Raw genomic sequence first — 21,692 nt, 5'->3', positions numbered from 1 at the left:
CCGGACCATGCAAACTCGTGACGATATTTTCAACACCCTGCGCGATGCCCTGGTCGAGCTGTTCGAACTGGATCCGGCTCGCGTGAGCCTGGAGTCAAACCTGTATCAGGATCTGGAAATCGACAGCATCGATGCGGTCGATCTGATCGATCACATCAAGCGCCAGACCGGCAAGAAAATCGCCGCCGAAGAATTCAAATCGGTGCGTACTGTCGGTGACGTAGTCGAGGCGGTCTACCGTCTGGTTCAACCGGCCGCATGAGCCGATTGATCGGCCTCGGCCTGCTGCTGGCAGGTCTGCTGTACCCCTTTGCGGTGTATTTCGGCATGGAGCACTTCGCCCCGTGGCAGTTCGGGCTGCTGCTGGGCAGCCTGTGGCTGGCGCGCGCGCTGACGGGCGAGCGCAAGCCCGGCAGCCTGTGGATGGCCTGTGTGGCAATCACGTTCTGCCTGTTGCTGGCCCTGTTCGACAGCCCGCTGTTGCTGCGTTGGTACCCGGTATTGATCAGCAGCTTCATGCTGGTGCTGTTCAGCCTGAGCCTGAAATACGGCCCGCCGATGGTCGAGCGCCTGGCGCGGATCCGCGAGCCGCAACTGCCGCCCGAGGCGATCCGCTACACCCGCCAGGTCACCGTGGCCTGGAGCGTGTTTTTCTTCTGCAACGGTTTGTGCGCCGCCCTCCTGACCCTGTGGGCGCCGCTGAATTGGTGGATGTTGTACACCGGCCTGATCTCCTACGGATTGATCGGCCTGATGTTTGCCATTGAATGGCTGATACGACAACGGGTAAGAGGCCGTAAATGAACTGGAAAAAACTTGAGCACCTGTTGCTCAAGGCCCTGCCAGGGCGAGTGATCACCGACGCTCCGGCGCTCGACCACGCGCAACTGCACGAACAGGCGTTGAGCGTCGCCGCCGGCCTGCAAGCACGCGGCGTGCAGCGCATGGCGGTGCATCTGGACGATGCCGCCGACCTCGGCATCGCACTGCTCGGTGCATGGCGCGCGGGCGTCAGTGTGTTGCTGCCGGCGGATCTGCAAGCGCAGACCCGTCAGCGCTGGTCGAGTGAAGTCGACCTGTGGCTGACCGATCAGCCCGCTGATGTGCACTTGAACGACCTGCTGCAGCCGCCCCTGCCCGGCGCTGAACTGGATCTCGAGCAGTGCCGCCTGAGCCTGTGCACCTCCGGTTCCAGCGGCGAACCCAAGCGCATCGACAAGACCCTGCGCCAACTGGCCAACGAGGTCGAGGCGCTGGAACAACTGTGGGGCGCCGATCTCGGTGAAGCGTGGATCATCGGCAGCGTCGCCACACAGCACATCTACGGTTTGTTGTTCCGCGTGCTGTGGCCGCTGTGCGCCGGGCGTCCGTTCGTGCGCAAGCAACTGGCGTTTCCGGAAGATCTGCAACGCGCCAGCCGCGAACACCCGGCCTTCGCCTGGGTCGGCAGCCCGGCCCTGCTCAAACGCATGGGCGACAATCTCGACTGGCCAGCCCTGAGTGCCGTGCGCCGGGTGTTTTCCTCCGGTGGCGCATTGCCGGCAGATGCCGCGCAAAGCCTGCAACAACGCTTGCAACAGTGGCCGACGGAAATCCTCGGCAGCTCGGAAACCGGCGGCATTGCCTGGCGTCAGGGCACAAATCTATGGCAGCCGTTCACTGGCGTCGCACTGACTCAGGACCGCGACGGTTCGCTGTTGATCGCTTCACCGTATCTACCCGCCGGACATGTCGAACACACCGCCGACGCTGCGCGCATTGCCGCCGACGGTCGTTTCGAATTGCTGGGTCGGCTGGACCGCATCGTCAAACTCGAAGAAAAACGTATTTCCCTGCCCATGCTTGAACAAGCCCTCGTCGCCCACGACTGGGTCGCCGAAGCACGGCTGGGCGTGGTCCAGGAAAACCGCGCAGTCCTCGGTGCCCTGTTGGTGCTCAGCGAGAACGGCTTGTTCGCCTTGCGTGAACACGGCCGCCGCAGTCTCACCGAAGCCCTGCGCAAACACCTGAGCCAACATTGCGAAGCCCTGGCCCTGCCGCGTCGCTGGCGTCTGCTGCGGCAATTGCCGATGAACGCGCAAGGCAAACTGCCTCAGGCCGAAGTCGATGCCCTGCTGCTGGCGCCACGGCCCAAGACCCCAGAAGTGCTGGAGCAGGTCGAAACCGACGGCGAATGGAGTCTGCAACTGAGCGTGCCGCCGGATCTGGCCTACTTCAGCGGCCACTTCCCCAAGGCCCCGGTCTTGCCCGGCGTCGTGCAAGTGGAGTGGGCGTTGAACCTCGGCCGCCAATTGCTGAACCTGCCCGGCGCATTTGCCGGCATGGAAGTGCTGAAATTCCAGCAACTGGTGCGCCCCGGCGATGAAATCCAGCTGCACCTGCGCTTCGATTCTGAGCGCAGCAAGTTGTATTTCGCTTATCGCAATGACACGGCGACGTGCTCAAGTGGGCGGATTCTTTTGGATGTAGAGCATGATTGACCCTGGTGAGTGCTGCGCACTCAATCGCGAGCAGGCTCACTCCCACAGAAACCGCGATCTCATGTGGGAACGAGCCTGCTCGCGAAGCGGTCATTGCAGTCTTCCTGTGGAGAATCGGTATGCATAACCCTTGCGCCGTAATCCCGGTCTACAACCACGAAACCGCGATCGGCACTGTCGTCGACGCCCTGCTCGCGCAACACCTGCCGTGCATTCTGGTGGACGACGCCAGCACACCCTCCTGCGCAAAGGTGCTCGATGCGCTGGCCGAGCGCGACAATGTGCACCTGGTGCGCCTGACCCTCAATCAGGGCAAGGGCGGCGCGGTGATGACCGGTTTGCGCGAAGCGGCGCGCCTGGGGTTCAGCCATGCCTTGCAGGTCGACGCCGACGGTCAGCACGACTTGCACGACGTCGCGCGTTTCATCGAGGAGTCCCGCGCTCATCCGGACGCGATGATCTGCGGCTATCCACTGTTCGACGAAAGCGTGCCCAAGGGCCGTCTGTACGCGCGTTATCTGACCCACGTGATGGTCTGGATCAACACGCTGTCGCTGCAGATCCGCGATTCGATGTGTGGTTTTCGCGTGTATCCGCTGGCCCCGACACTGGCGGTGATCGACTCGGCTCGGGTCGGCAAGCGGATGGATTTCGACTCGGACATTCTGGTGCGCCTGTCGTGGCGCAATCAGCCGATGCGTTGGCTGCAGACCAGCGTGCATTACCCGCTGGACGGCGTTTCGCACTTCCGTCTGTTCCACGACAACGCGCTGATTTCCAGTATGCATACCCGGTTGTTCTTCGGCATGGTGCTGCGCCTGCCGCTGATCCTCTGGCGCCGGTGGCGGACATGAGCATCGAGACCGACAAGAAGCACTGGGCCGACCGCGAGGAGCGCGGCAGTTTCCTGCTGATGAAATTCACCGCGCTGGCCGCCAAAGTGCTTGGCCGGCGCCTGCTCAGTCCGTTGCTGTATGGCATCGTCCTGTACTTTTTTCTGTTCGGCCGTATCGCCCGACGCAGTGCCTGGCAATACCAGCAGCGTCTGGCCGACTGGAGCCAGCGCGACGATCTGCGCCCGAGCCACTGGCGGGTATTCGGCCAGTTCATGGCGTTCGCCGATTCGTTGCTCGACAAGCTCGACGTGTGGAACGGCAAGATCCGCATCGAGCAGATCGAAATCATCGACCCGGCACTGCTGCGCAATCAGTTGCGCGGCAGTCGCGGGCAATTGCTGGTCGGCGCGCACCTGGGCAACCTCGAAGTCTGTCGGGCGCTGGCAGAGATCGGCGAAAAGGTCACCATGAACGTGCTGGTGCACACCAAGCACGCCGAGCAGTTCAACCGCTTGCTGGGCGAGGCCGGGGCGACCAATCTGCGCCTGATTCAGGTCAGCGAACTGGACCCGGTGATCATGCTGCAACTGCACGAACGCCTGGAGCGTGGCGAATGGCTGGCGATTGCCGGCGACCGCGTGCCGCTGCACGGCGGGCGCAGCGTCACCGTCGACTTTCTCGGCCACCCGGCCCCCTTCCCGCAGGGGCCGTGGCTGCTGGCCGGATTGCTCAAATGCCCGGTCAATTTGCTGATGTGCCTGAAACAACCGGACGGCCACTATCGCCTGACCCTCGAACCGTTCGCCGACAGCGTGGTGTGGACACGCCGCGAGCGCGAGCAGGTCATTCATCAGTGGGCCACCCGCTATGCGCAGCGCCTGAGTCACTATTGCCTCGAAGCCCCGCACCAATGGTTCAACTTTTACCCTTTCTGGAAGACCGATGACGACGCCAACCCATGAGCCGGTAACCTTCGGCGAACGCCCTTTGCGCATCGAAGACGTGCTGGCCCTGGCCAACCGTCAGGCGCCCGTGCAGTTGCAGAGCGACGCCGCTTACCGCGAACGCATCGCCAAGGGTGCGCGGTTTCTCGATTCGCTGCTGGACAAGGAAGGCGTGATCTACGGCGTGACCACCGGTTACGGCGATTCCTGTGTGGTCGCAGTGCCGCTGCATCACGTCGAGGCGCTGCCCCGTCATCTGTACACCTTCCACGGTTGCGGGCTGGGCAAACTGCTCGACGCCCAGGCCACCCGTGCCGTACTGGCCGCGCGTTTGCAGTCGTTGTGCCACGGCGTGTCCGGAGTGCGAATCGAACTGCTGGAGCGCCTGCACGCGTTTCTTGAACATGACGTCCTGCCGCTGATTCCGGAAGAAGGTTCGGTGGGTGCCAGCGGCGATCTGACGCCGCTGTCCTACGTCGCCGCGACCCTGTCCGGTGAGCGTGAAGTGATGTTCCGTGGCGAGCGCCGCCAGTCCGCCGATGTGCACCGCGAGCTCGGCTGGACGCCATTGGTGCTGCGCCCGAAAGAAGCGCTGGCCTTGATGAACGGCACCGCGGTGATGACCGGCCTTGCCTGCCTGGCCTTCGCCCGCGCCGACTATCTGCTGCAACTGGCCACACGCATCACCGCGCTCAACGTGGTCGCGCTACAAGGCAACCCGGAACACTTCGACGAGCGTCTGTTCGCCGCCAAACCGCATCCGGGACAGATGCAGGTCGCCGCATGGCTGCGCAAGGATCTGGCGATCGACGCCCCGACTGCGCCGCTGCACCGCCTGCAGGATCGCTACTCGCTGCGCTGCGCCCCGCATGTGCTCGGCGTGCTGGCCGACAGCCTGAACTGGCTGCGTTCGTTCATCGAAACCGAACTCAACAGCGCCAATGACAACCCGATCATCGACGCCGAAGCCGAGCGTGTGCTGCACGGTGGGCACTTCTATGGCGGGCACATCGCCTTCGCCATGGACAGCCTGAAAAACCTGGTGGCCAACGTTGCCGACCTGCTCGACCGGCAACTCGCCTTGCTGGTCGATGAACGTTACAACCACGGTTTGCCGAGCAACCTGTCCGGCGCCCCGGCGGATCGCGCGATGATCAACCATGGCTTCAAGGCCGTGCAGATCGGCACCAGCGCCTGGACCGCCGAAGCGTTGAAAAACACCATGCCGGCCAGCGTGTTCTCACGCTCCACCGAGTGCCACAACCAGGACAAGGTGAGCATGGGCACCATCGCCGCCCGCGACGCAATTCGCGTACTGGAGCTGACCGAACAGGTGGCTGCCGCCACGTTGCTCGCGGCCAATCAGGGCGTCTGGTTGCGGGGTCGCGATGAAGACGCACGTGCGCTGCCACCTTCTCTGGCCGCCATGCACGAAGAGCTTGCCAGGGACTTCCCGCCGGTCATCGAGGACCGCGCACTGGAAGGCGAACTGCGCCTGTGCCTGCAACGCATTGCCGAGCAACACTGGAGGCTGCATGCGTAGCGCCGGAGTGCTGCACGCCGACACGGAAATCCTCGTGCCGTTCTTCGACATCGACACCATGCACGTGGTCTGGCACGGGCATTACGTCAAATACCTGGAGGTGGCGCGTTGCGCGCTGCTCGACCGGATCGGCCACAACTACACGCAGATGTCCGAGTCCGGCTATGCCTGGCCGATCATCGACTTGCAACTGCGTTACGTGCGTGGCGCGGTGTTCGGCCAGCGCTTGAACGTGCGCGCCAGTCTGGTGGAGTGGGAGAACCGGTTGAAGATCAATTACCTGATCACCGACCTGCAGAGCGGCGAACGCCTGACTCGCGCCAGCTCGGTGCAAGTGGCGGTCGAGATCAGCAGCCGCGAGATGCAACTGGCCTCACCCAAAGTGTTCACCGATGCGGTGCAAAGGATGCTGCGATGAACCTGATCTGCAAATGCCTGGGTGCGATGGCACTGCTCGCGGTATCGAGCCTGGCCAGCGCCTTCGACCTGCAACAGCTAAGTGAGCAACTGGCGAAACCGGACGTGATTCACGGCCGGTTCATCCAGGAAAAACACCTGCGTGCCCTGCCCCAGCCGTTGATCAGCAAGGGCAGCTTCGTCCTGGCGAAAAGTCACGGCCTGCTCTGGTTGCTCAAGACCCCGCTGCAACAGGACTACCGCATCACCGGCAACGGCATCGCTCGCCGTGACGGCAACCGTTGGCAGATGTTGCCGAACAAGAGCGCCGGGGCCGAGCAGAACCGCTTGTTCCTCGCGGTACTGCAAGGTGACAGCAGCGGCCTGCAACGGGATTTCGAACTGGCCCTGAGCGGCGACGCACAGCAGTGGAAACTGACCCTGACCCCGCGCTCGTTGCTGCTCAAGCAAGTGTTCAACCGGATCAACATCGACGGCGGTGAGCTGGTGCAGACCATCGAACTGCTGGAAACCCAGGGCGACAGCACCGTGTTGCGCATGCAGGACAGCACCGCAAGCCAACCGTTGAGCGATACGGAGCAACATGACTTTGCCGAGTGAACGCAGGCTGCCGTGGCTGTTTCTGATCCTGCTGCTGGCGGTCGTCGCGCTGGCCGGGTGGCAGTGGCGCGACGGTGCGCCGCTGTCGGCCAACCTCATGGAACTGGTGCCCGGCACCCACCCTGACGCCCTCGAACTGCGTGCCGAACAGCGCATGCAGGAACCGCTCAACCGGGAAATGCTGGTGCTGGTCGGCCACGCCGATCGCCAGCAGGCGGTCGCCATGGCACAAACCCTGGGCGAGCAGTGGCAAGCCAGCGGTCTGTTCGAAAAGGTCCAGTGGAACCTGCAAGCCGACCTCCCGGCCCTGCGCACGCAACTGCTGCAAGGACGTCTGGCGATGCTCTCGGCGGATGACCGGCAACTGCTGAGCGAACATCCTGACGCGTTTATTCAGCAACGGGTGCAGGCCCTGTTCGACCCGTTCACCGGTTTCAGTCTGGTGCCGAGCCAGGATGACTGGCTGGGCCTCACCGGACGCATCCAGAACAGCCAGCCGAAGCACGGCGCGGTGCAGCTGGACATCGGCAGCGGCGTACTGGTCGCCGACGCCGACGGCAAGAGTTGGGTGCTGTTGCGCGCGCGCACCACCGGCAATGCCTTCGACATGAACCTGCCGCTGAAAGTCGCGGACTTGCTCCAGCACAGTCGCGAGCAGGCGGCGAAAGCCGACGTGCAACTGCTGGCCGCCAGCGGCCTGCTCTACGCCGCCAACGGTCAGCAACAAGCCACTCGCGAAATGACCTGGGTCGGCGGCGGCGCCACCCTTGGCATTCTGTTGCTGCTGCTGTTGGTGTTTCGTCGCTGGCGGGTGTTGCTGGCGTTTGTGCCGGTGCTGGTGGGCATGTTGTTCGGTGCGGTGGCCTGCGTGGCGCTGTTCGGCCACATGCATGTGATGACGCTGGTGCTGGGTTCCAGCCTGATCGGCGTAGCAGTCGACTACCCGCTGCACTATCTGTCGAAGAGCTGGAGCCTCAAACCGTGGCGCAGTTGGCCGGCCTTGCGCCTGACGCTCTGCGGGCTGACCTTGAGCCTGATCACCAGCGCCATCGGTTATCTGGCGTTGGCCTGGACGCCATTCCCGGCCCTGACGCAGATCGCGGTGTTCTCTGCCGCCGGATTGCTCGGCGCTTACCTGTCGGCGGTGTGCCTGCTGCCGGCCCTGCTGAAAAACGTCGAGCTGCTTCCCGCGCAATGGCCGCTACGCCTGGCCGAACGCCTGGTGAAACTGCGCGAAACCCTGCTCGAACACGTGCGCACGCCGGTGCTGCTGGCGCTATTGATCGCCTTCTGCGCCGGCGGTCTGGTGCAACTGCAAAGCAAGAACGACATTCGTCAGTGGGTCGGCGCGCCGCAACGCCTGACTGACGAAGCGCAAACCATCGCGCGCATCACCGGCTATCAACCGACCAGCCAGTTCTTCCTGGTGCGCGGGGCCAATCAGCAGGAATTACTGGAGCGTCAGGCCGCGTTGAGCGAGCGCCTGCAACAACTGGTCAACCTCGACAAACTGCAAGGTTATCTGGCCCTCGATCAACTGCTCAGCCCGCCGAGCCAGCAACAGCAGGTTCGCGAAGCACTGCGCAAACTGCCGCAATACTGGCAGCCATTGCAGGACCTCGGCGTACCGCTCGCCGAGCTGCAAAGCGAGCTGCAACAATTGCAGAATCTGCCCGCCGAGGACATCGACGCGGCACTGGCCGGCCCTCTGGGCGAGCCTTACCGCACGCTATGGCTCGGTCCGACCGCTGACGGCGTGGCGGCGATGACCAGCCTGCAAGGCCTGAACAACCCGGCGCTGCTGCGGGTGCAGGCACTCGACTTGCCGGGGGTGATGCTGGTTGACCGCCTTGGCGAGTTGAACGAGGTGTTCGCCGCGACTCAGATCAGCGCCGCCGAATTGAAACTCGCCTCCTGCGTGTTGATCGTGCTGGTACTGATCGTGCCATTCGGCTTCGGCGGCGCGCTGCGCATCGTCGCCCTGCCGCTGCTGGCGGCGCTGTGCAGCCTCGCCAGTCTCGGCTGGCTCGGCCAGCCGCTGACCCTGTTCAGCCTGTTCGGCCTGCTGCTGGTGACGGCCATCAGCGTCGATTACGCGATCCTCATGCGCGAGCAGGTCGGCGGTGCCGCTGTCAGCCTGCTAGGCACCTTGCTGGCGGCGCTGACGACGTGGCTGTCGTTCGGTCTGCTGGCAGTGTCCAGCACACCGGCGGTGAGCAATTTCGGTCTGGCGGTCAGCCTCGGGCTGGCCTTCAGCTTCATCCTCGCGCCGTGGGCCGGGCGTCACGCCCACAGCGCCGTCGTCGCGGAGCCCACAGCGTGATGGTCGCCGGCTTCTGGCTGATGGCCCTGGCGCTGTTCGCCGTGGCGACCCGCATCGGCCGGCATTTCGGCCTGATCCCGATCGTCAGCCAGTTGCTGCTGGCAAGCTTCGGTTTGCCGCTGTTGATGTACTTCTGGATCGAACCGGGCTGGCAACTCAGTGGCCCCGCGCTGATTGCACCGGTGTGGCTGAAAGACCTCTACAGCCTGAGTTTCGCGCTGTTGCTGGGGCACATCCTCAGCGATGTGATCGACCTGCGCCTGGATCGCCAGAGCGTGAAAATCGCCGTGCCGAGTTTTGCCGTGCCGTTCACCTGTGGGCTGGTGGTCGCCTGGTGGCTGCTGCCGGCACAACCGTGGCTGAATTCACTGGCGATCGGTCTGGTGTTCGCGATTACCGCAATCCCGGTGCTGTACCTGTACCTGCGCCACATCGACTACCCACCTGCCGCCACGCGGCGTCTGGTGCAGACCGCGATCCTGATCGACCTGACCTGCTGGACACTGTTCGGCCTCGCTCAGGGCAGCCTGCATTTGAACAGCCTGTTGCTGCCGCTGGGGTTGGCGTGTGTGCCGGTGCTGCTGCACTTGTTGCGCGTGCGTCGACCGCTGACCTACAGCCTCGGCTTCTTCGCGCTGCTGGTGCTGGCCGAGCACTACAAGCTCAACGCACTGATTGTTGGCATCGGCTACCTGTTGTGCATGGCGTTGTTGAAAGTGCCATTGGTGCTGCCATTGCCGGCGCTGTGGATGAGCCGTTTGCAGACGTGGATCGCGATCCCGCTGATCCTCACGTTCGGCATCGTGCAGATCGACGTGCACAGTGCCCTCGCCAGCCTCGGCGCGGTGCAATGGGCCGCCCTGCTACTGTTGCCGATCGCCAGTAAACTGCTCGGTAACTGGCTCGGTCTGGGCTGGGCCGGTGCATCGTTCGAAGGTGCCAGCCGCTGGCGCGAAAGCGTGCTGCTGAACATCCGTGGCCTGAGCGAAATCGTCTTTCTCAACCTGTTGCTGCAACAACAGCTGATCAGCCCGGCGCTGTACTTCGCGCTAATGCTGATGGGCCTGATCGCGACGCTGTTGCCGGCCCTGATCGGCCTGCATCGCGCGCCCCTGAAACACACCGCCACCGCGCCCGGGAGTTCACGTGCCAACCGTTGAAATGCAACGTCGTCAGGTAGTGATCATCGGTGCCGGCCCGTCCGGCGCCATCGCCGCCGCCCTGCTCCAGCGCAAGGGCCACGATGTGCTGGTGATCGAGCGCCAGCACTTCCCGCGCTTTTCCATCGGCGAAAGCCTGCTGTGTCATTGCCTGGACTTCGTCGAAGAGGCCGGCATGCTCGACGCCGTCAACGCCGCCGGGTTCCAGCGCAAGACCGGCGCTGCGTTCGCCTGGGGCGAGCGCTACAGCGCGTTCGATTTCAGCGACACCTTCAGCGGTGGCAAGCCGACCACTTTCCAGGTGCAGCGCGCCGATTTCGACACGCTGCTGGCTGATCAGGCGGCGCTGCAAGGTGTCGAGATCCGTTATGGCGAGGTCATCGTCCGCGTCGATTTCAACCGGGCCAAACCGCAGCTCGACGTGCGGCGCGAAGACGGCAGTGAATACCGCGTCGAAGCGGATTTTGTGCTCGACGCCAGCGGTTACGGTCGCGTGTTGTCGCGCTTGCTCGATCTTGAAGCACCGTCGAATTTCCCGCTGCGCCAGGCAGTGTTCACCCACGTCGAAGATCACATCGACAACCCGGCCTTCGACCGCGAGAAAATCCTCGTCACCACCCATCCAGAGCACCGCGACATCTGGTTCTGGACGATCCCGTTCAGCAACGGTCGCTGCTCAGTGGGCGTAGTGGCTGCCGCTGAGCACTTCAACGGCCGTGATAGCGATCTGGACGCTTGTCTGCGCGGCTTCATCGCCCAAACCCCAAGCCTCGCCGGCGTGCTGAACAACGCCGTGTGGGACACCCCGGCGCGCACCCTCGGCGGTTATGCGGCCAACGTCAAAACCCTGCACGGCCCGGGCTTCGCCCTGCTCGGCAACGCGGCGGAATTTCTCGACCCGGTGTTTTCCTCCGGCGTGACCATCGCCATGCGCTCGGCGAGCATGGCCGCCGCGGTGTTGCACCGTCAGTTGCAAGGCGAAGCTGTTGATTGGCAGCACGAGTTCGCCGCGCCGCTCAAACGCGGGGTCGACACTTTTCGCTGCTACGTCGAGGGCTGGTACGCCGGCACCTTCCAGGACGTGATTTTTCATGAAGACAGCCAGGCGGACATCCGCCGGATGATCTGCTCGATCCTCGCCGGTTACGCGTGGGATGAACGCAACCCGTTCGTCAGCGAAGCGCGCCGCCGGCTGAAGATGATTTCCGAACTCTGTGCAAAGGACGCCCCATGAATTACTTGAGCGACAGCTACGTCGAGGAAACCCGCTTCGGTTTCTGGTTCCTGCGCAGCCACACCTGGCAGCACCATGTGTTGCGCGTGGCGATCAACGACCTGCGCGGGCTGTTCAGCGAGTCACTGCCCGCCAATCCGGTACTGCTGGATGCCGGCTGTGGCCAGGGCAAGTCGTTCCGGCATCTGCGCCAGACCTTCGCCCCACAGCGTTTGATTGGCATCGATGCGGACCCACACAGCCTTGAATTGAGCGCTGCAGAAGCGGCGCGCCAAGGTTTCGACGTCGAGCTGATCGGCAGCGACTGCGCCACGCTCAACGTGGCGGACGCCAGTGTCGATCTGCTGTTCTGCCACCAGACCTTTCATCATCTGGTCGAACAGGAAAAGGCCCTCGCCGAGTTCTATCGTGTGCTCAAACCGGGTGGTTACCTGCTGTTCGCCGAGTCCACCGAGGCCTACATTGATACTTGGGTGATCCGCTGGCTGTTCCGCCATCCAATGCATGTGCAAAAGAGCGCGGCGCAGTATCTGGAGATGATTCGCCAGCAGGGTTTCGAGTTCGCCGAGCGCAATGTCTCGTACCCGTATCTGTGGTGGAGCCGGTCGAAAGATTTCGGCTTGCTGGAGCGGTTTGGATTGCGCCGGCCAAAACCGTTCGGCGAGCGCGAAGAAACGCTGGTGAACGTCGTCGCGCGTAAACCGCTTGAAGGTGGTCTCTGATGTACCACAATCGATCAGCACACATTCACACCTGTGGGAGCGGGCTTGCTCGCGAAAGCGGTGGGTCAGCTTGCATTGATGCCGGACGTGCCGACGCCTTCGCGAGCAAGCCCGCTCCCACAGGGTTTGGGGTGTGGCTGGTAATGGTGATATCTGCCCTGTTGCTCAGTGCCTGCGCCAGCCAGGCTCCGCTACCCGCGAGCAGTCCGACTCTACCGCTGCCGCTGCAGTTGCACATCGAACGGCAACAAGCCGACCAACGTCAGGACTGGCTTCTGGTGATTCAGCGCGAAGGCCCCGGCATCCGCTGGTCGATGATGGACCCGCTGGGCATTCCCCAGGCCCGTCAGCAACTGGTCGATGGGCACTGGCAGGCCGACGGGCTGCTGCCGCCCAATCCGGAAGCCCGGGAGCTGTTTGCCGCTTTGCTGTTCGCCCTGACGCCGTCCGGCGAGCTGCTGCGCAATTATCCCGCCGCGCAGCAACAGGCCGGGCAACGCTCGCTGCCGCCGCGCTGGGCCATTCGTTATGCACAACCGTTGAGCTTCGAATTGAACCTGCCCCAAGGCCCGCACTATCGGGTTTCTCCCCTCGGTGAGCCGACGCCATGACTGCCTACCTCAATGCCCTCGGCGTGATCTGCGCGCTGGGCCGCGACAAGCAACAAGTCGCGCACAACCTGTTTGCCGGTGATTGCTCGGGCATGCGCCACGAGTGCGGCTGGGTCGCCGGGCGTGAGTTGCCCGTGGCGGCGGTGCACGCTGAGCTGGCGGCCATTCCAGCCGAACTGGCCGACCAGAGCAGCCGCAACAATCAACTGCTGCTGGAAGCCGCGCTGCAGATTCGCGCTGACATCGACCAAGCGATCCAGACCTTTGGTCGCGAGCGCATCGGCGTGGTGCTCGGCACCAGCACTTCGGGCATCGACGAAGCCAGCCGTGGTCTGGCGCACTACCTTCGCGAACAGCAGTTCCCCGCCGAATACGATTACCGTCAGCAGGAACTCGGCGCCCCGGCGAATTTTCTGGCCGACTGGCTGCAACTCAGCGGCCCGGCCTACGTGATCTCCACCGCCTGCACCTCCAGCGCCCGGGCGCTGATGAGCGCGCAGCGCCTGCTCGATCTGGGCCTGTGCGATGCCGTGCTGTGCGGCGGGGTCGACAGCCTGTGCAAGCTGACACTCAACGGTTTCAGCGCGCTGGAGGCGGTGTCCGACGAGCGCTGCAATCCGTTCTCGGCCAACCGCAACGGCATCAACATCGGCGAAGCGGCGGTGCTGTTCCTGATGAGCAAGCAGCGCGGCGAGGGGCCGGCCATCGCCCTGCTCGGCGCTGGGGCCAGCTCCGACGCGCACCATATTTCCGCCCCGGAACCGAGCGGCCGCGGCGCCCTGCAAGCGATGCACAAAGCCCTGAGCCGCGCACAGCTGCACGCTGCGCAAATCCATTACCTGAACCTGCACGGCACGGCGACCCAGCACAACGACGCGATGGAAAGTCTGGCGGTCGCCACGCTGTTCCCCGACGGCGTGGCCTGCTCGTTGACCAAGCCGATGACCGGCCATACCCTCGGCGCTGCCGGTGCACTGGAAGCGGCGTTCTGCTGGCTGAGCCTGAGCGCCGACAATCCGCAACAGGCCTTGCCGCCGCACGTCTGGGACGCTCAGCCCGATCCCGACCTGCCAGCCCTGAACTGGGTGACCGCGAACACACACCTGTCGTCCATTGCACCGCGCTACCTGATGAGCAACTCGTTTGCCTTCGGGGGCAACAACGTCAGCCTGATTATCGGAGACGCCCCATGACTGACTGGCCGCTCGCCGAATTGCTGCCCCACGCTGGCGACATGATTCTGATCGACCGCGTCCTCGGTTTCGACGAAGAACAGATCCACACCTGTCTCACGGTCAAGCCCAACGGCTTGTTCAACCTGCCCGACGGCAGCCTGCCGGCGTGGGTCGGCGTAGAGCTGATGGCGCAAAGCGTCGCCGCGTTCGCCGGTTGCCACGCGCGGCACAAAGGCAATCCGGTGGAGCTGGGTTTCCTGCTCGGCACACGTAAATTCGAGTGCAACGTCGAGGCTTTCCCCGCCGGCAGCGAACTGACCATCCATGGCATCCGCTCGCTGGAAGACGACAACGGCATGGGCGTGTTCGAATGCCACATCCACGGGCCCGGCATCGAAGCCAGTGCGCGCTTGAATGTGTTCCGCCCGCCCCAGCCATCCCAATATCTTGAACAAAACCGGGAGTCGAACGATGACTGAATCCGTACTGGTCACCGGCTCCAGCCGTGGCATCGGCCGCGCCATTGCCCTACGCCTGGCACAGGCCGGGCACGACATCGTCCTGCATTGCCGCAGCGGCGTGGCCGAAGCCCAAGCGGTGCAGACCGAGATCGAAGCGTTGGGCCGCAACGCGCGCATTCTGCAATTTGATGTCGCCGACCGCGAAACCTGCAAAACCATCCTCGAAGCCGACGTTGAAACCCACGGCGCCTATTACGGCGTGGTGCTCAACGCCGGGCTGACCCGCGACGGTGCCTTTCCGGCGCTGAGCGATGACGATTGGGACGTGGTGCTGCGCACCAACCTTGACGGTTTCTACAACGTCCTGCACCCGGTGATGATGCCGATGATCCGTCGTCGCGCCGCCGGTCGGATCGTCTGCATCACCTCGGTATCGGGCTTGATCGGCAATCGAGGCCAGGTCAACTACAGCGCCTCAAAGGCCGGTGTGATTGGCGCTGCGAAAGCGTTGGCGATCGAGCTGGGCAAGCGCAAAATCACGGTTAACTGCGTCGCGCCGGGCCTGATCGACACGGCGATGCTGGATGAAAACGTGCCGGTGGAAGAACTGATGAAGATGATCCCCGCACAACGCATGGGCACCCCGGAAGAGGTGGCCTCTGCGGTGAATTTCCTGATGTCGGCGGAAGCCTCGTACATCACCCGCCAGGTGCTGGCGGTCAACGGAGGCTTGTGCTGATGAAGCGCGTCGTCGTCACCGGCATGGCCGGCATCACCTCGCTGGGCAGCGACTGGCAGACCATCGCCGGCAACTTCGCGGCCAACCGCAGCGGCATCCGCCGGATGGACGAGTGGGATCGCTTCAGCGAACTCAACACCCGTCTGGCCGGCCCGATCGATGACTTCGTCGTACCCGCGCACTGGACACGCAAGCAATTGCGCAGCATGGGCCGCGTGTCGCGCCTGGCAGTCGGCGCGGCAGAACAGGCACTGGCGGATGCCGGCCTGCTTGGCGACGAAACGATCAAGGACGGGCGCATGGGCGTGGCCTGCGGCTCGTCCACCGGCAGCACCGACGAGATCAAGGCGTTCGGCAACATGCTGCTCAACTCGGTGGCCGAGGGCCTCAACGCCAACTCCTACGTGCGGATGATGCCGCACACCACCGCCGCCAACATCAGCATTTTCTTCGGCCTCACCGGGCGCCTGATCCCGACGTCCAGCGCCTGCACCAGTGGCAGCCAGGGCATCGGCTACGCCTACGAGGCGATCAAGTTCGGACGCCTGCCGCTAATGCTCGCCGGCGGCGCCGAAGAACTGTGCCCGACCGAGGCGATGGTCTTCGACGCACTCTACGCCACCAGCCTGAAAAACGACGCGCCGCAGACCAGCCCACGCCCGTACGACAAGGGCCGCGACGGCCTGGTGATCGGTGAGGGCGGCGGCATGCTGGTGCTTGAAGAGCTGGAACACGCCTTGGCGCGCGGTGCGCGGATCCATGCCGAAATCGTCGGTTTCGGCAGCAACGCCGACGGCCAGCACACCACCCGCCCCGAGCAGATCACCATGCGCCGTGCCATGGAACTGGCGCTGGAAGACGCCGGGCTCACCCCGGATGCAATCGGTTACGTAAATGGTCACGGCACCGCTACAGAACAGGGCGACATTGCCGAAACACTGGCAACCAGCAGCTTGTTCGGCGAACGCATGCCGATCAGCTCGCAGAAGAGTTTCCTCGGCCACACGCTCGGGGCCTGCGGCGCGCTGGAGTCGTGGTTCAGCATCGAAATGCTCAACCGCGATGTGTACGTGCACACGCTCAACCTCGACGAGGTCGATCCGCACTGCGGCAAACTCGACTACCTGCGCGGCGAATTCCGCCAGATGCATCACGAGTACGTGATGAACAACAATTTCGCTTTTGGTGGCGTCAACACCTCGTTGATTTTCCGCCGCTGGCACTGACCGCAATACGTTTGGAGTGAAGGGAATGACTCAGTTTCACCGCATCGCCGCCCTGTTGGCCCTGGCCTTTGTGCTCGGCGGTTGCACCAGCAAACCGGTGTACAACGCCAAGGAACAATTCTCGCCCAACCTCGGCTTTACCCAGCAACAGATGAGCCGCGCCATCGTCACTGCGCTCAACGACCGCCAGTGGGTCGTGCAATCGGTGCGCCCGGGCATGATCAAGGCAGCGATCACCGTACGCGGCCGTCACCACGCCGAAGTCGACATCCCGTTCAGCCCGACCTCGTTCGAAATCGACTACCGCAGCAGCTATGGCCTGGACGCCAAGGACGGCAAGATCCACGGCAACTACAACCGCTGGGTCAACCGCCTGCGTGACAACGTGCTCAAGGAACTGTCGATCAACCCGGATATCGAGTTCGTCAACGACCTGGGCATCGTCAAGCAAGGCGCCGACGAGCCGACCTACCTGAGCTTTCGCGAAGGCGTCAAACGCGCCACCGACGCCGGCCTGCTGGACGGCAGCGTGAAGTTCTACCTGGCCGGCGAAACCCTGCCCAAACAGGTGCGCACACTCGACACCGTGAGCAGCAGCCGCAAGACCAACGGCTCGAACAAATCCGATGCCGACGCCTGCTACTGGGCCCTGCAATCGGCCCTCGCGACCCTGCAGAACGCCGCGAAAAAAGCCGACGCCAACGCCGTGATCAATATCGCCAGCGTCGACCAGCGCGACCTGTACAAAGACACCGAAAAGTTTCAGTGCCGTGCCGGGCTGGTGGTGTCGAGCGTAGCGTTGCGAGGTGACCTCGCTCACGTCGACTGAACGGCTTGACCTGCATCCTGCAGCCATAAAAAGGGCGCCATTTGGCGCCCTTTTTTCATTCGGCACTACACTGGCTCATACAGCCCTTCACGCTACGCCTGTCAGAACGGCGAGCCCCATCGCTCGAGCACTCGCGGTTCTCTTTCACCGTCAAGGAGATGACCATGCACGTGAAAGCCATGATTGCCGCCACACTCCTTGGGCTTTTGCCCAGCGCCAGCCACGCCACCAATCTGATGTACATGCCGTTCGAGACCGTACTCTCGGACGCGATTCGCGCCGGTCGGCTGGATGGCAGTGTGAAGTTCTATCTGGTCGGCAATGGGCCGCAGGGCACGCAGCGCTTGTTGCGCCGGGACGTGGTCAGCGATCTGAGCACCAACGGCTTCAACAAGAGCGACCACGATTCCTGCGAGCGGGTGTTGCAGTCGAACCTGATCAAGTTGCAGGCCGATGCCAAACGGGTCGGAGCGAATGCGGTGGTCAATATCGTCAGTTATTACGACCAGCATGTGCGCAAGGATTTGAATACCTATGAGTGCCGGGCGGGGATATTCGTGACGCGGGTGGCGTTGAAAGGGGATCTGGTGCGGTTGCCCTGAAAATGTGGTGCTTGAGCGGACACCTTCGCGAGCAAGCCCGCTCCCACCCTGAAATGCATTCCCCTGTGGGAGCGAGCCTGCTCGCGATTTGACTGCGCAGCAGTCACGCCTTTGAGGGTTCGACCTTGCGCGTGAGCAACTCGACAAACGCCTTGGCCATCGGCGATTTCTGATCCTTGCGCTGCACCAGCCACACCGCCGTCACCGCTTCGGGATCCAGCAACGGCCGATAGACCACGCCGTCGATGCGCATCCGCTGATACGAGGCCGGCATCACCGAAACACCCAAACCCGCCGCCACCAGACCGATGATGGTCATCGCCTCCCCAGCCTCCTGGGCAAAGTGCGGGCTGAACCCGGCATCACGCGCCAGGCTCAGCAATTGCGCATACAAACCGCTGCCGTAGCTGCGCGGGAAGAACACAAATGGCTCGTGGGCCAGCGCCGCAAGGAACAGGCCCTCCTCCGAGCCCTGCGCCAGCGGATGCTTGGCACTGAGCACAGCGACCAGCGGCTCGCGCATCAACTCGACCACGCTGAGCGAATCCGGCAAGCCCAGCGGACGCATGATGCCGACTTCGATCGACTCATCCACCAATGCATCCGCCACCATGGTGCTGCTCATTTCGCGCAGGTTCAGGTGCACCGCCGGGAAACGCTGGCGAAAGGCAAAGATCGCCTGGGGAATGGTCGAGTTGAACGGCGCCGACGAGGTGAAGCCAATCTTCAATTCGCCCAGCTCACCCAGTTGCGCACGCCGGGCGACATCTGCAGCCTTGTCGACCTGCGCCAGCACCAGCCGCGCCTCTTCCAGAAACAATCGGCCGGCCTCGCTCAGTTCAACCCGACGATTGGTACGTTCAAACAACCGTGCGCCCACCTCTTGCTCCAGTGCCTGAATCTGCTGGCTCAACGGTGGCTGGGAGATGCCCAGCACCTGTGCGGCGCGGCCGAAATGCAGTTCTTCGGCGACGGCGATGAAGTAGCGCAAGTGACGCAATTCCATGGACACCCCATTAGGTCGTTAAAGCTATCAAACAGGTCGAACAATATATTGGATAGAAACATTAGCCAGCTATATGATTTTTTCATTGCCTGCCTGGCCGTGCCCCCCGAGGTCTGAAGTGAAAACAGCTGTCGCGCCCCTTGCCCATGAAGTCCCGCCTGCTGCTGCGGACGATGTGATCGCCGAGCTGCAAGAGATCTACATCGAAAAAGGCACGCCGATGTTCATGCGCACAGTGCTGGCCTTGTTCAGCGGCGGCTTCGCGACCTTTGCCCTGTTGTACTGCGTGCAGCCGATGATGCCGCTGCTGTCTCACGAATACGGGATCAACGCGGCGCAGAGCAGCCTGATCCTCTCCGTGGCAACCGGCATGCTGGCCTTCGGGCTGTTGATCACCGGGCCGATTTCCGACCGCATCGGGCGCAAACCGGTGATGGTCGCGGCGCTGTTCGCTGCGGCCCTGTGCACCATCGCCAGTACGATGATGCCGAGCTGGCACGGTGTGCTGATCATGCGCGCGTTGATCGGGCTGTCGTTGAGTGGCCTGGCGGCGGTGGCAATGACTTATTTGAGCGAGGAGATCCACCCGCAGCACATCGGTCTGGCGATGGGCCTGTACATCGGCGGCAACGCCATTGGCGGGATGAGCGGGCGCTTGATCACCGGCGTGCTGATCGACTTTGTCAGCTGGCACACGGCGATGCTGGTGATCGGCGGTCTGGCGCTGATCGCGGCAGCGGTGTTCTGGAAGATCCTTCCCGAGTCGCGCAATTTCCGCTCGCGCTCGCTGCACCCGCGCAGCCTGCTCGATGGCTTCACCATGCACTTTCGCGATGCCGGTCTGCCGCTGCTGTTTCTTGAAGCGTTCGTGCTGATGGGAGCGTTCGTCACCTTGTTCAACTACATCGGTTATCGCCTGCTGGCGGCGCCGTACAACCTTGATCAGGTGTTTGTCGGCCTGCTGTCGGTGGTGTACCTGTCGGGTATCTACAGTTCGGCGAAGATCGGTTCGCTGGCGGACAAACTGGGGCGACGCAAGGTGTTGTGGGCCACCATTGCACTGATGTTTGCCGGCCTTGCGCTGACGATGTTTACGCCGCTGCTGCTGGTGATCGTCGGCATGCTGATCTTCACCTTCGGCTTCTTTGGTGCACATTCGGTAGCGAGCAGCTGGATCGGCCGGCGCGCGACCAAGGCCAAGGGGCAGGCCTCATCGTTGTATCTGTTCAGCTATTACGCAGGTTCCAGTATTGCCGGTACGGCGGGTGGAGTGTTCTGGCATCTGGGCGGCTGGAACGGGATTGGCCTGTTCATTGGAGCGCTGTTGCTGGTGGCGCTGCTGGTGGCATTGAAACTGGCGAAGTTACCGCCGCTCGGCGGAGTCAAAGCCTGACAAAAATCCCCTGTGGGAGGGGGCTTGCTCCCGAATGCGGTGAGACAGTCAATGAAGATGGTGCTGAACCACCGCCTTCGGGAGCAAGCCCTCTCCCACAGTTGATCTGTTTTCGGCCCCAGATCGTGCAAACAAAAACGCCCGGCATAGCCGGGCGTTTTTCATTGTGTGGCGATCACTCGTGATACTGCGCCGACAACTCGTGCACCGCACGCAGGAACGCGCCGGCGTGTTCCGGATCAACCTCAGGGGTGATGCCGTGGCCAAGGTTGAACACGTGGCCGCTGCCCTTGCCGTAGCTGGCCAGAATGCGACCCACTTCAGTGCGGATCGCTTCAGGTTTGGCGTAGAGCACGGTCGGGTCCATGTTGCCTTGCAGCGCCACCTTGTCGCCAACGCGGGCGCGGGCGTTGCCGATGTCGCAGGTCCAGTCCAGGCCCAGTGCGTCGGCGCCAGCCTCGGCGATGCTTTCCAGCCACAGGCCGCCGTTTTTGGTGAACAGGATCACCGGCACCTTGCGCCCGTCGTGCTCGCGGATCAGGCCGCTGACGATTTTCTTCATGTAGGCCAGCGAGAATTCCTGATACGCCGCCGCCGACAGGTTGCCGCCCCAGGTATCGAAAATCTGCACCGCTTGTGCGCCAGCCATGATCTGGCCGTTGAGGTACGAGGTCACCGACTGCGCCAGCTTGTCCAGCAGCAGGTGCATGGCTTGCGGGTTGTCGTAGAGCATCGCCTTGGTCTTGCGGAAGTCTTTCGACGAACCGCCTTCGACCATGTACGTCGCCAGAGTCCATGGACTGCCGGAGAAACCGATCAGCGGCACACGACCGTTCAGCTCGCGGCGGATGGTGCTGACCGCGTCCATCACGTAACCCAGATCCTTGTGCGGATCAGGGATCGGCAGGGCTTCGATATCCGCCAGAGTGCTGACGACTTTCTTGAAGCGCGGACCTTCACCGGTCTCGAAGTACAGGCCCTGGCCCATGGCATCGGGAATGGTGAGGATGTCGGAAAACAGGATCGCCGCGTCCAGTTGCGGATAGCGGTCGAGCGGTTGCAACGTGACTTCGCAGGCGAACTCCGGATTCATGCACAGGCTCATGAAATCACCGGCGTGGGCACGGCTGGCGCGGTATTCCGGCAAGTAGCGGCCGGCCTGGCGCATCATCCACACCGGGGTGACGTCAACGGGTTGCTTGAGCAGGGCGCGAAGGAAACGGTCGTTCTTCAGGGCAGTCATGTCGGCATCCGGAAAAAAAGTGCGGGCATTTTCTCAGAGCGCGAGGCAAAAGGCACGGATACAGGTCAGCCTTTTGTCTATCGGGTCAATTTATCGCAATGAACACGCGGATTTCAGCAACACCCGGAAACCAATGTGGGAGCGGGCT

Annotated in this window: 22 protein-coding genes; 20 read left to right on the top strand and 2 right to left on the bottom strand. The window is 63.1% G+C overall.

What is annotated here, in order from left to right; translation table 11 throughout:
* The first annotated feature begins 7 nt into the window (after positions 1 to 7).
* From AC0J41_RS00390 to AC0J41_RS00300, 19 genes are all read left to right on the top strand, one after another.
* The gene (locus AC0J41_RS00390) at positions 8 to 262 is read left to right on the top strand and encodes an acyl carrier protein (RefSeq protein ID WP_007909503.1); all 255 of its coding nucleotides are present in this window, start codon (positions 8 to 10) and stop codon (positions 260 to 262) included.
* Positions 259 to 804, top strand: coding sequence for a COG4648 family protein (locus AC0J41_RS00385; RefSeq protein ID WP_473014264.1), 546 nt, complete (start codon positions 259 to 261; stop codon positions 802 to 804). Before AC0J41_RS00390 ends, AC0J41_RS00385 begins: the two co-directional genes overlap by 4 nt.
* Complete coding sequence (locus AC0J41_RS00380) at positions 801 to 2,480, top strand: ApeI family dehydratase (RefSeq protein ID WP_473014263.1); 1,680 nt, start codon at positions 801 to 803, stop codon at positions 2,478 to 2,480. The genes AC0J41_RS00385 and AC0J41_RS00380 overlap by 4 nt, the downstream gene beginning before the upstream one ends.
* Before the next feature lie 119 nt (positions 2,481 to 2,599).
* Positions 2,600 to 3,334, top strand: a complete 735-nt coding sequence (locus tag AC0J41_RS00375; RefSeq protein ID WP_025110239.1) for a glycosyltransferase family 2 protein — start codon at positions 2,600 to 2,602, stop codon at positions 3,332 to 3,334.
* Positions 3,331 to 4,278, top strand: a complete 948-nt coding sequence (locus AC0J41_RS00370) for an LpxL/LpxP family acyltransferase (RefSeq protein WP_473014262.1) — start codon at positions 3,331 to 3,333, stop codon at positions 4,276 to 4,278. The genes AC0J41_RS00375 and AC0J41_RS00370 overlap by 4 nt, the downstream gene beginning before the upstream one ends.
* Positions 4,259 to 5,803, top strand: a complete 1,545-nt coding sequence (locus AC0J41_RS00365) for an HAL/PAL/TAL family ammonia-lyase (RefSeq protein ID WP_473014261.1) — start codon at positions 4,259 to 4,261, stop codon at positions 5,801 to 5,803. The genes AC0J41_RS00370 and AC0J41_RS00365 overlap by 20 nt, the downstream gene beginning before the upstream one ends.
* The gene (locus tag AC0J41_RS00360; RefSeq protein ID WP_025110242.1) at positions 5,796 to 6,221 is read left to right on the top strand and encodes an acyl-CoA thioesterase; all 426 of its coding nucleotides are present in this window, start codon (positions 5,796 to 5,798) and stop codon (positions 6,219 to 6,221) included. Before AC0J41_RS00365 ends, AC0J41_RS00360 begins: the two co-directional genes overlap by 8 nt.
* Positions 6,218 to 6,820: an outer membrane lipoprotein carrier protein LolA gene (locus AC0J41_RS00355; RefSeq protein ID WP_025110243.1), complete on the top strand. Its 603-nt coding sequence runs from the start codon at positions 6,218 to 6,220 to the stop codon at positions 6,818 to 6,820. Before AC0J41_RS00360 ends, AC0J41_RS00355 begins: the two co-directional genes overlap by 4 nt.
* A complete protein-coding gene (locus tag AC0J41_RS00350) occupies positions 6,804 to 9,143 on the top strand; it encodes an MMPL family transporter (protein WP_473014260.1) in 2,340 nt (779 codons plus the stop codon). The genes AC0J41_RS00355 and AC0J41_RS00350 overlap by 17 nt, the downstream gene beginning before the upstream one ends.
* Complete coding sequence (locus AC0J41_RS00345; protein ID WP_473014259.1) at positions 9,140 to 10,303, top strand: cation:proton antiporter; 1,164 nt, start codon at positions 9,140 to 9,142, stop codon at positions 10,301 to 10,303. Before AC0J41_RS00350 ends, AC0J41_RS00345 begins: the two co-directional genes overlap by 4 nt.
* Positions 10,290 to 11,537 (top strand): NAD(P)/FAD-dependent oxidoreductase, encoded by a 1,248-nt coding sequence (locus AC0J41_RS00340; RefSeq protein ID WP_473014258.1) that lies wholly within the window; start codon positions 10,290 to 10,292, stop codon positions 11,535 to 11,537. Before AC0J41_RS00345 ends, AC0J41_RS00340 begins: the two co-directional genes overlap by 14 nt.
* Entirely contained in the window at positions 11,534 to 12,259 is a 726-nt protein-coding gene (locus AC0J41_RS00335) for a class I SAM-dependent methyltransferase (RefSeq protein ID WP_473014257.1), read from the top strand. Before AC0J41_RS00340 ends, AC0J41_RS00335 begins: the two co-directional genes overlap by 4 nt.
* A gap of 143 nt (positions 12,260 to 12,402) precedes the next feature.
* Positions 12,403 to 12,870 carry a hypothetical protein gene (locus tag AC0J41_RS00330; protein WP_473014256.1) on the top strand — a complete coding sequence of 156 codons (468 nt, stop codon included), beginning with the start codon at positions 12,403 to 12,405 and terminating at the stop codon, positions 12,868 to 12,870.
* Positions 12,867 to 14,063: a beta-ketoacyl-[acyl-carrier-protein] synthase family protein gene (locus AC0J41_RS00325; RefSeq protein ID WP_473014255.1), complete on the top strand. Its 1,197-nt coding sequence runs from the start codon at positions 12,867 to 12,869 to the stop codon at positions 14,061 to 14,063. The genes AC0J41_RS00330 and AC0J41_RS00325 overlap by 4 nt, the downstream gene beginning before the upstream one ends.
* On the top strand, positions 14,060 to 14,524 hold the full coding sequence (locus tag AC0J41_RS00320; RefSeq protein ID WP_473014254.1) for a hotdog family protein: 465 nt from the start codon (positions 14,060 to 14,062) through the stop codon (positions 14,522 to 14,524). Before AC0J41_RS00325 ends, AC0J41_RS00320 begins: the two co-directional genes overlap by 4 nt.
* Positions 14,517 to 15,245, top strand: a complete 729-nt coding sequence (gene fabG / locus AC0J41_RS00315; protein WP_025110251.1) for a 3-oxoacyl-ACP reductase FabG — start codon at positions 14,517 to 14,519, stop codon at positions 15,243 to 15,245. The genes AC0J41_RS00320 and fabG overlap by 8 nt, the downstream gene beginning before the upstream one ends.
* Entirely contained in the window at positions 15,245 to 16,471 is a 1,227-nt protein-coding gene (locus AC0J41_RS00310; RefSeq protein WP_025110252.1) for a beta-ketoacyl-ACP synthase, read from the top strand. The genes fabG and AC0J41_RS00310 overlap by 1 nt, the downstream gene beginning before the upstream one ends.
* Before the next feature lie 25 nt (positions 16,472 to 16,496).
* Positions 16,497 to 17,300 carry a hypothetical protein gene (locus AC0J41_RS00305; RefSeq protein ID WP_025110253.1) on the top strand — a complete coding sequence of 268 codons (804 nt, stop codon included), beginning with the start codon at positions 16,497 to 16,499 and terminating at the stop codon, positions 17,298 to 17,300.
* Between the two features lie 164 nt (positions 17,301 to 17,464).
* Entirely contained in the window at positions 17,465 to 17,902 is a 438-nt protein-coding gene (locus tag AC0J41_RS00300) for an excinuclease (protein ID WP_473014253.1), read from the top strand.
* Positions 17,903 to 18,005: 103 nt separating this feature from the next.
* Here the strand turns inward: AC0J41_RS00300 and AC0J41_RS00295 are convergent, their stop codons facing one another.
* A complete protein-coding gene (locus AC0J41_RS00295) occupies positions 18,006 to 18,908 on the bottom strand; it encodes a LysR family transcriptional regulator (protein ID WP_025110255.1) in 903 nt (300 codons plus the stop codon).
* Between the two features lie 118 nt (positions 18,909 to 19,026).
* On the opposite strand from AC0J41_RS00295, the gene AC0J41_RS00290 reads away from it, so the two are divergent.
* Positions 19,027 to 20,301 (top strand): MFS transporter, encoded by a 1,275-nt coding sequence (locus tag AC0J41_RS00290; RefSeq protein ID WP_473014252.1) that lies wholly within the window; start codon positions 19,027 to 19,029, stop codon positions 20,299 to 20,301.
* Positions 20,302 to 20,476: 175 nt separating this feature from the next.
* Here AC0J41_RS00290 and hemE read toward each other — a convergent pair whose 3' ends face one another.
* Positions 20,477 to 21,544: a uroporphyrinogen decarboxylase gene (hemE, locus tag AC0J41_RS00285; protein ID WP_083367241.1), complete on the bottom strand. Its 1,068-nt coding sequence runs from the start codon at positions 21,542 to 21,544 to the stop codon at positions 20,477 to 20,479.
* Positions 21,545 to 21,692: the final 148 nt, after the last annotated feature.

The organism is Pseudomonas sp. Arb-4-2C (assembly GCF_055755015.1).
This window is presented reverse-complemented; position numbering and strand designations above follow the sequence as displayed.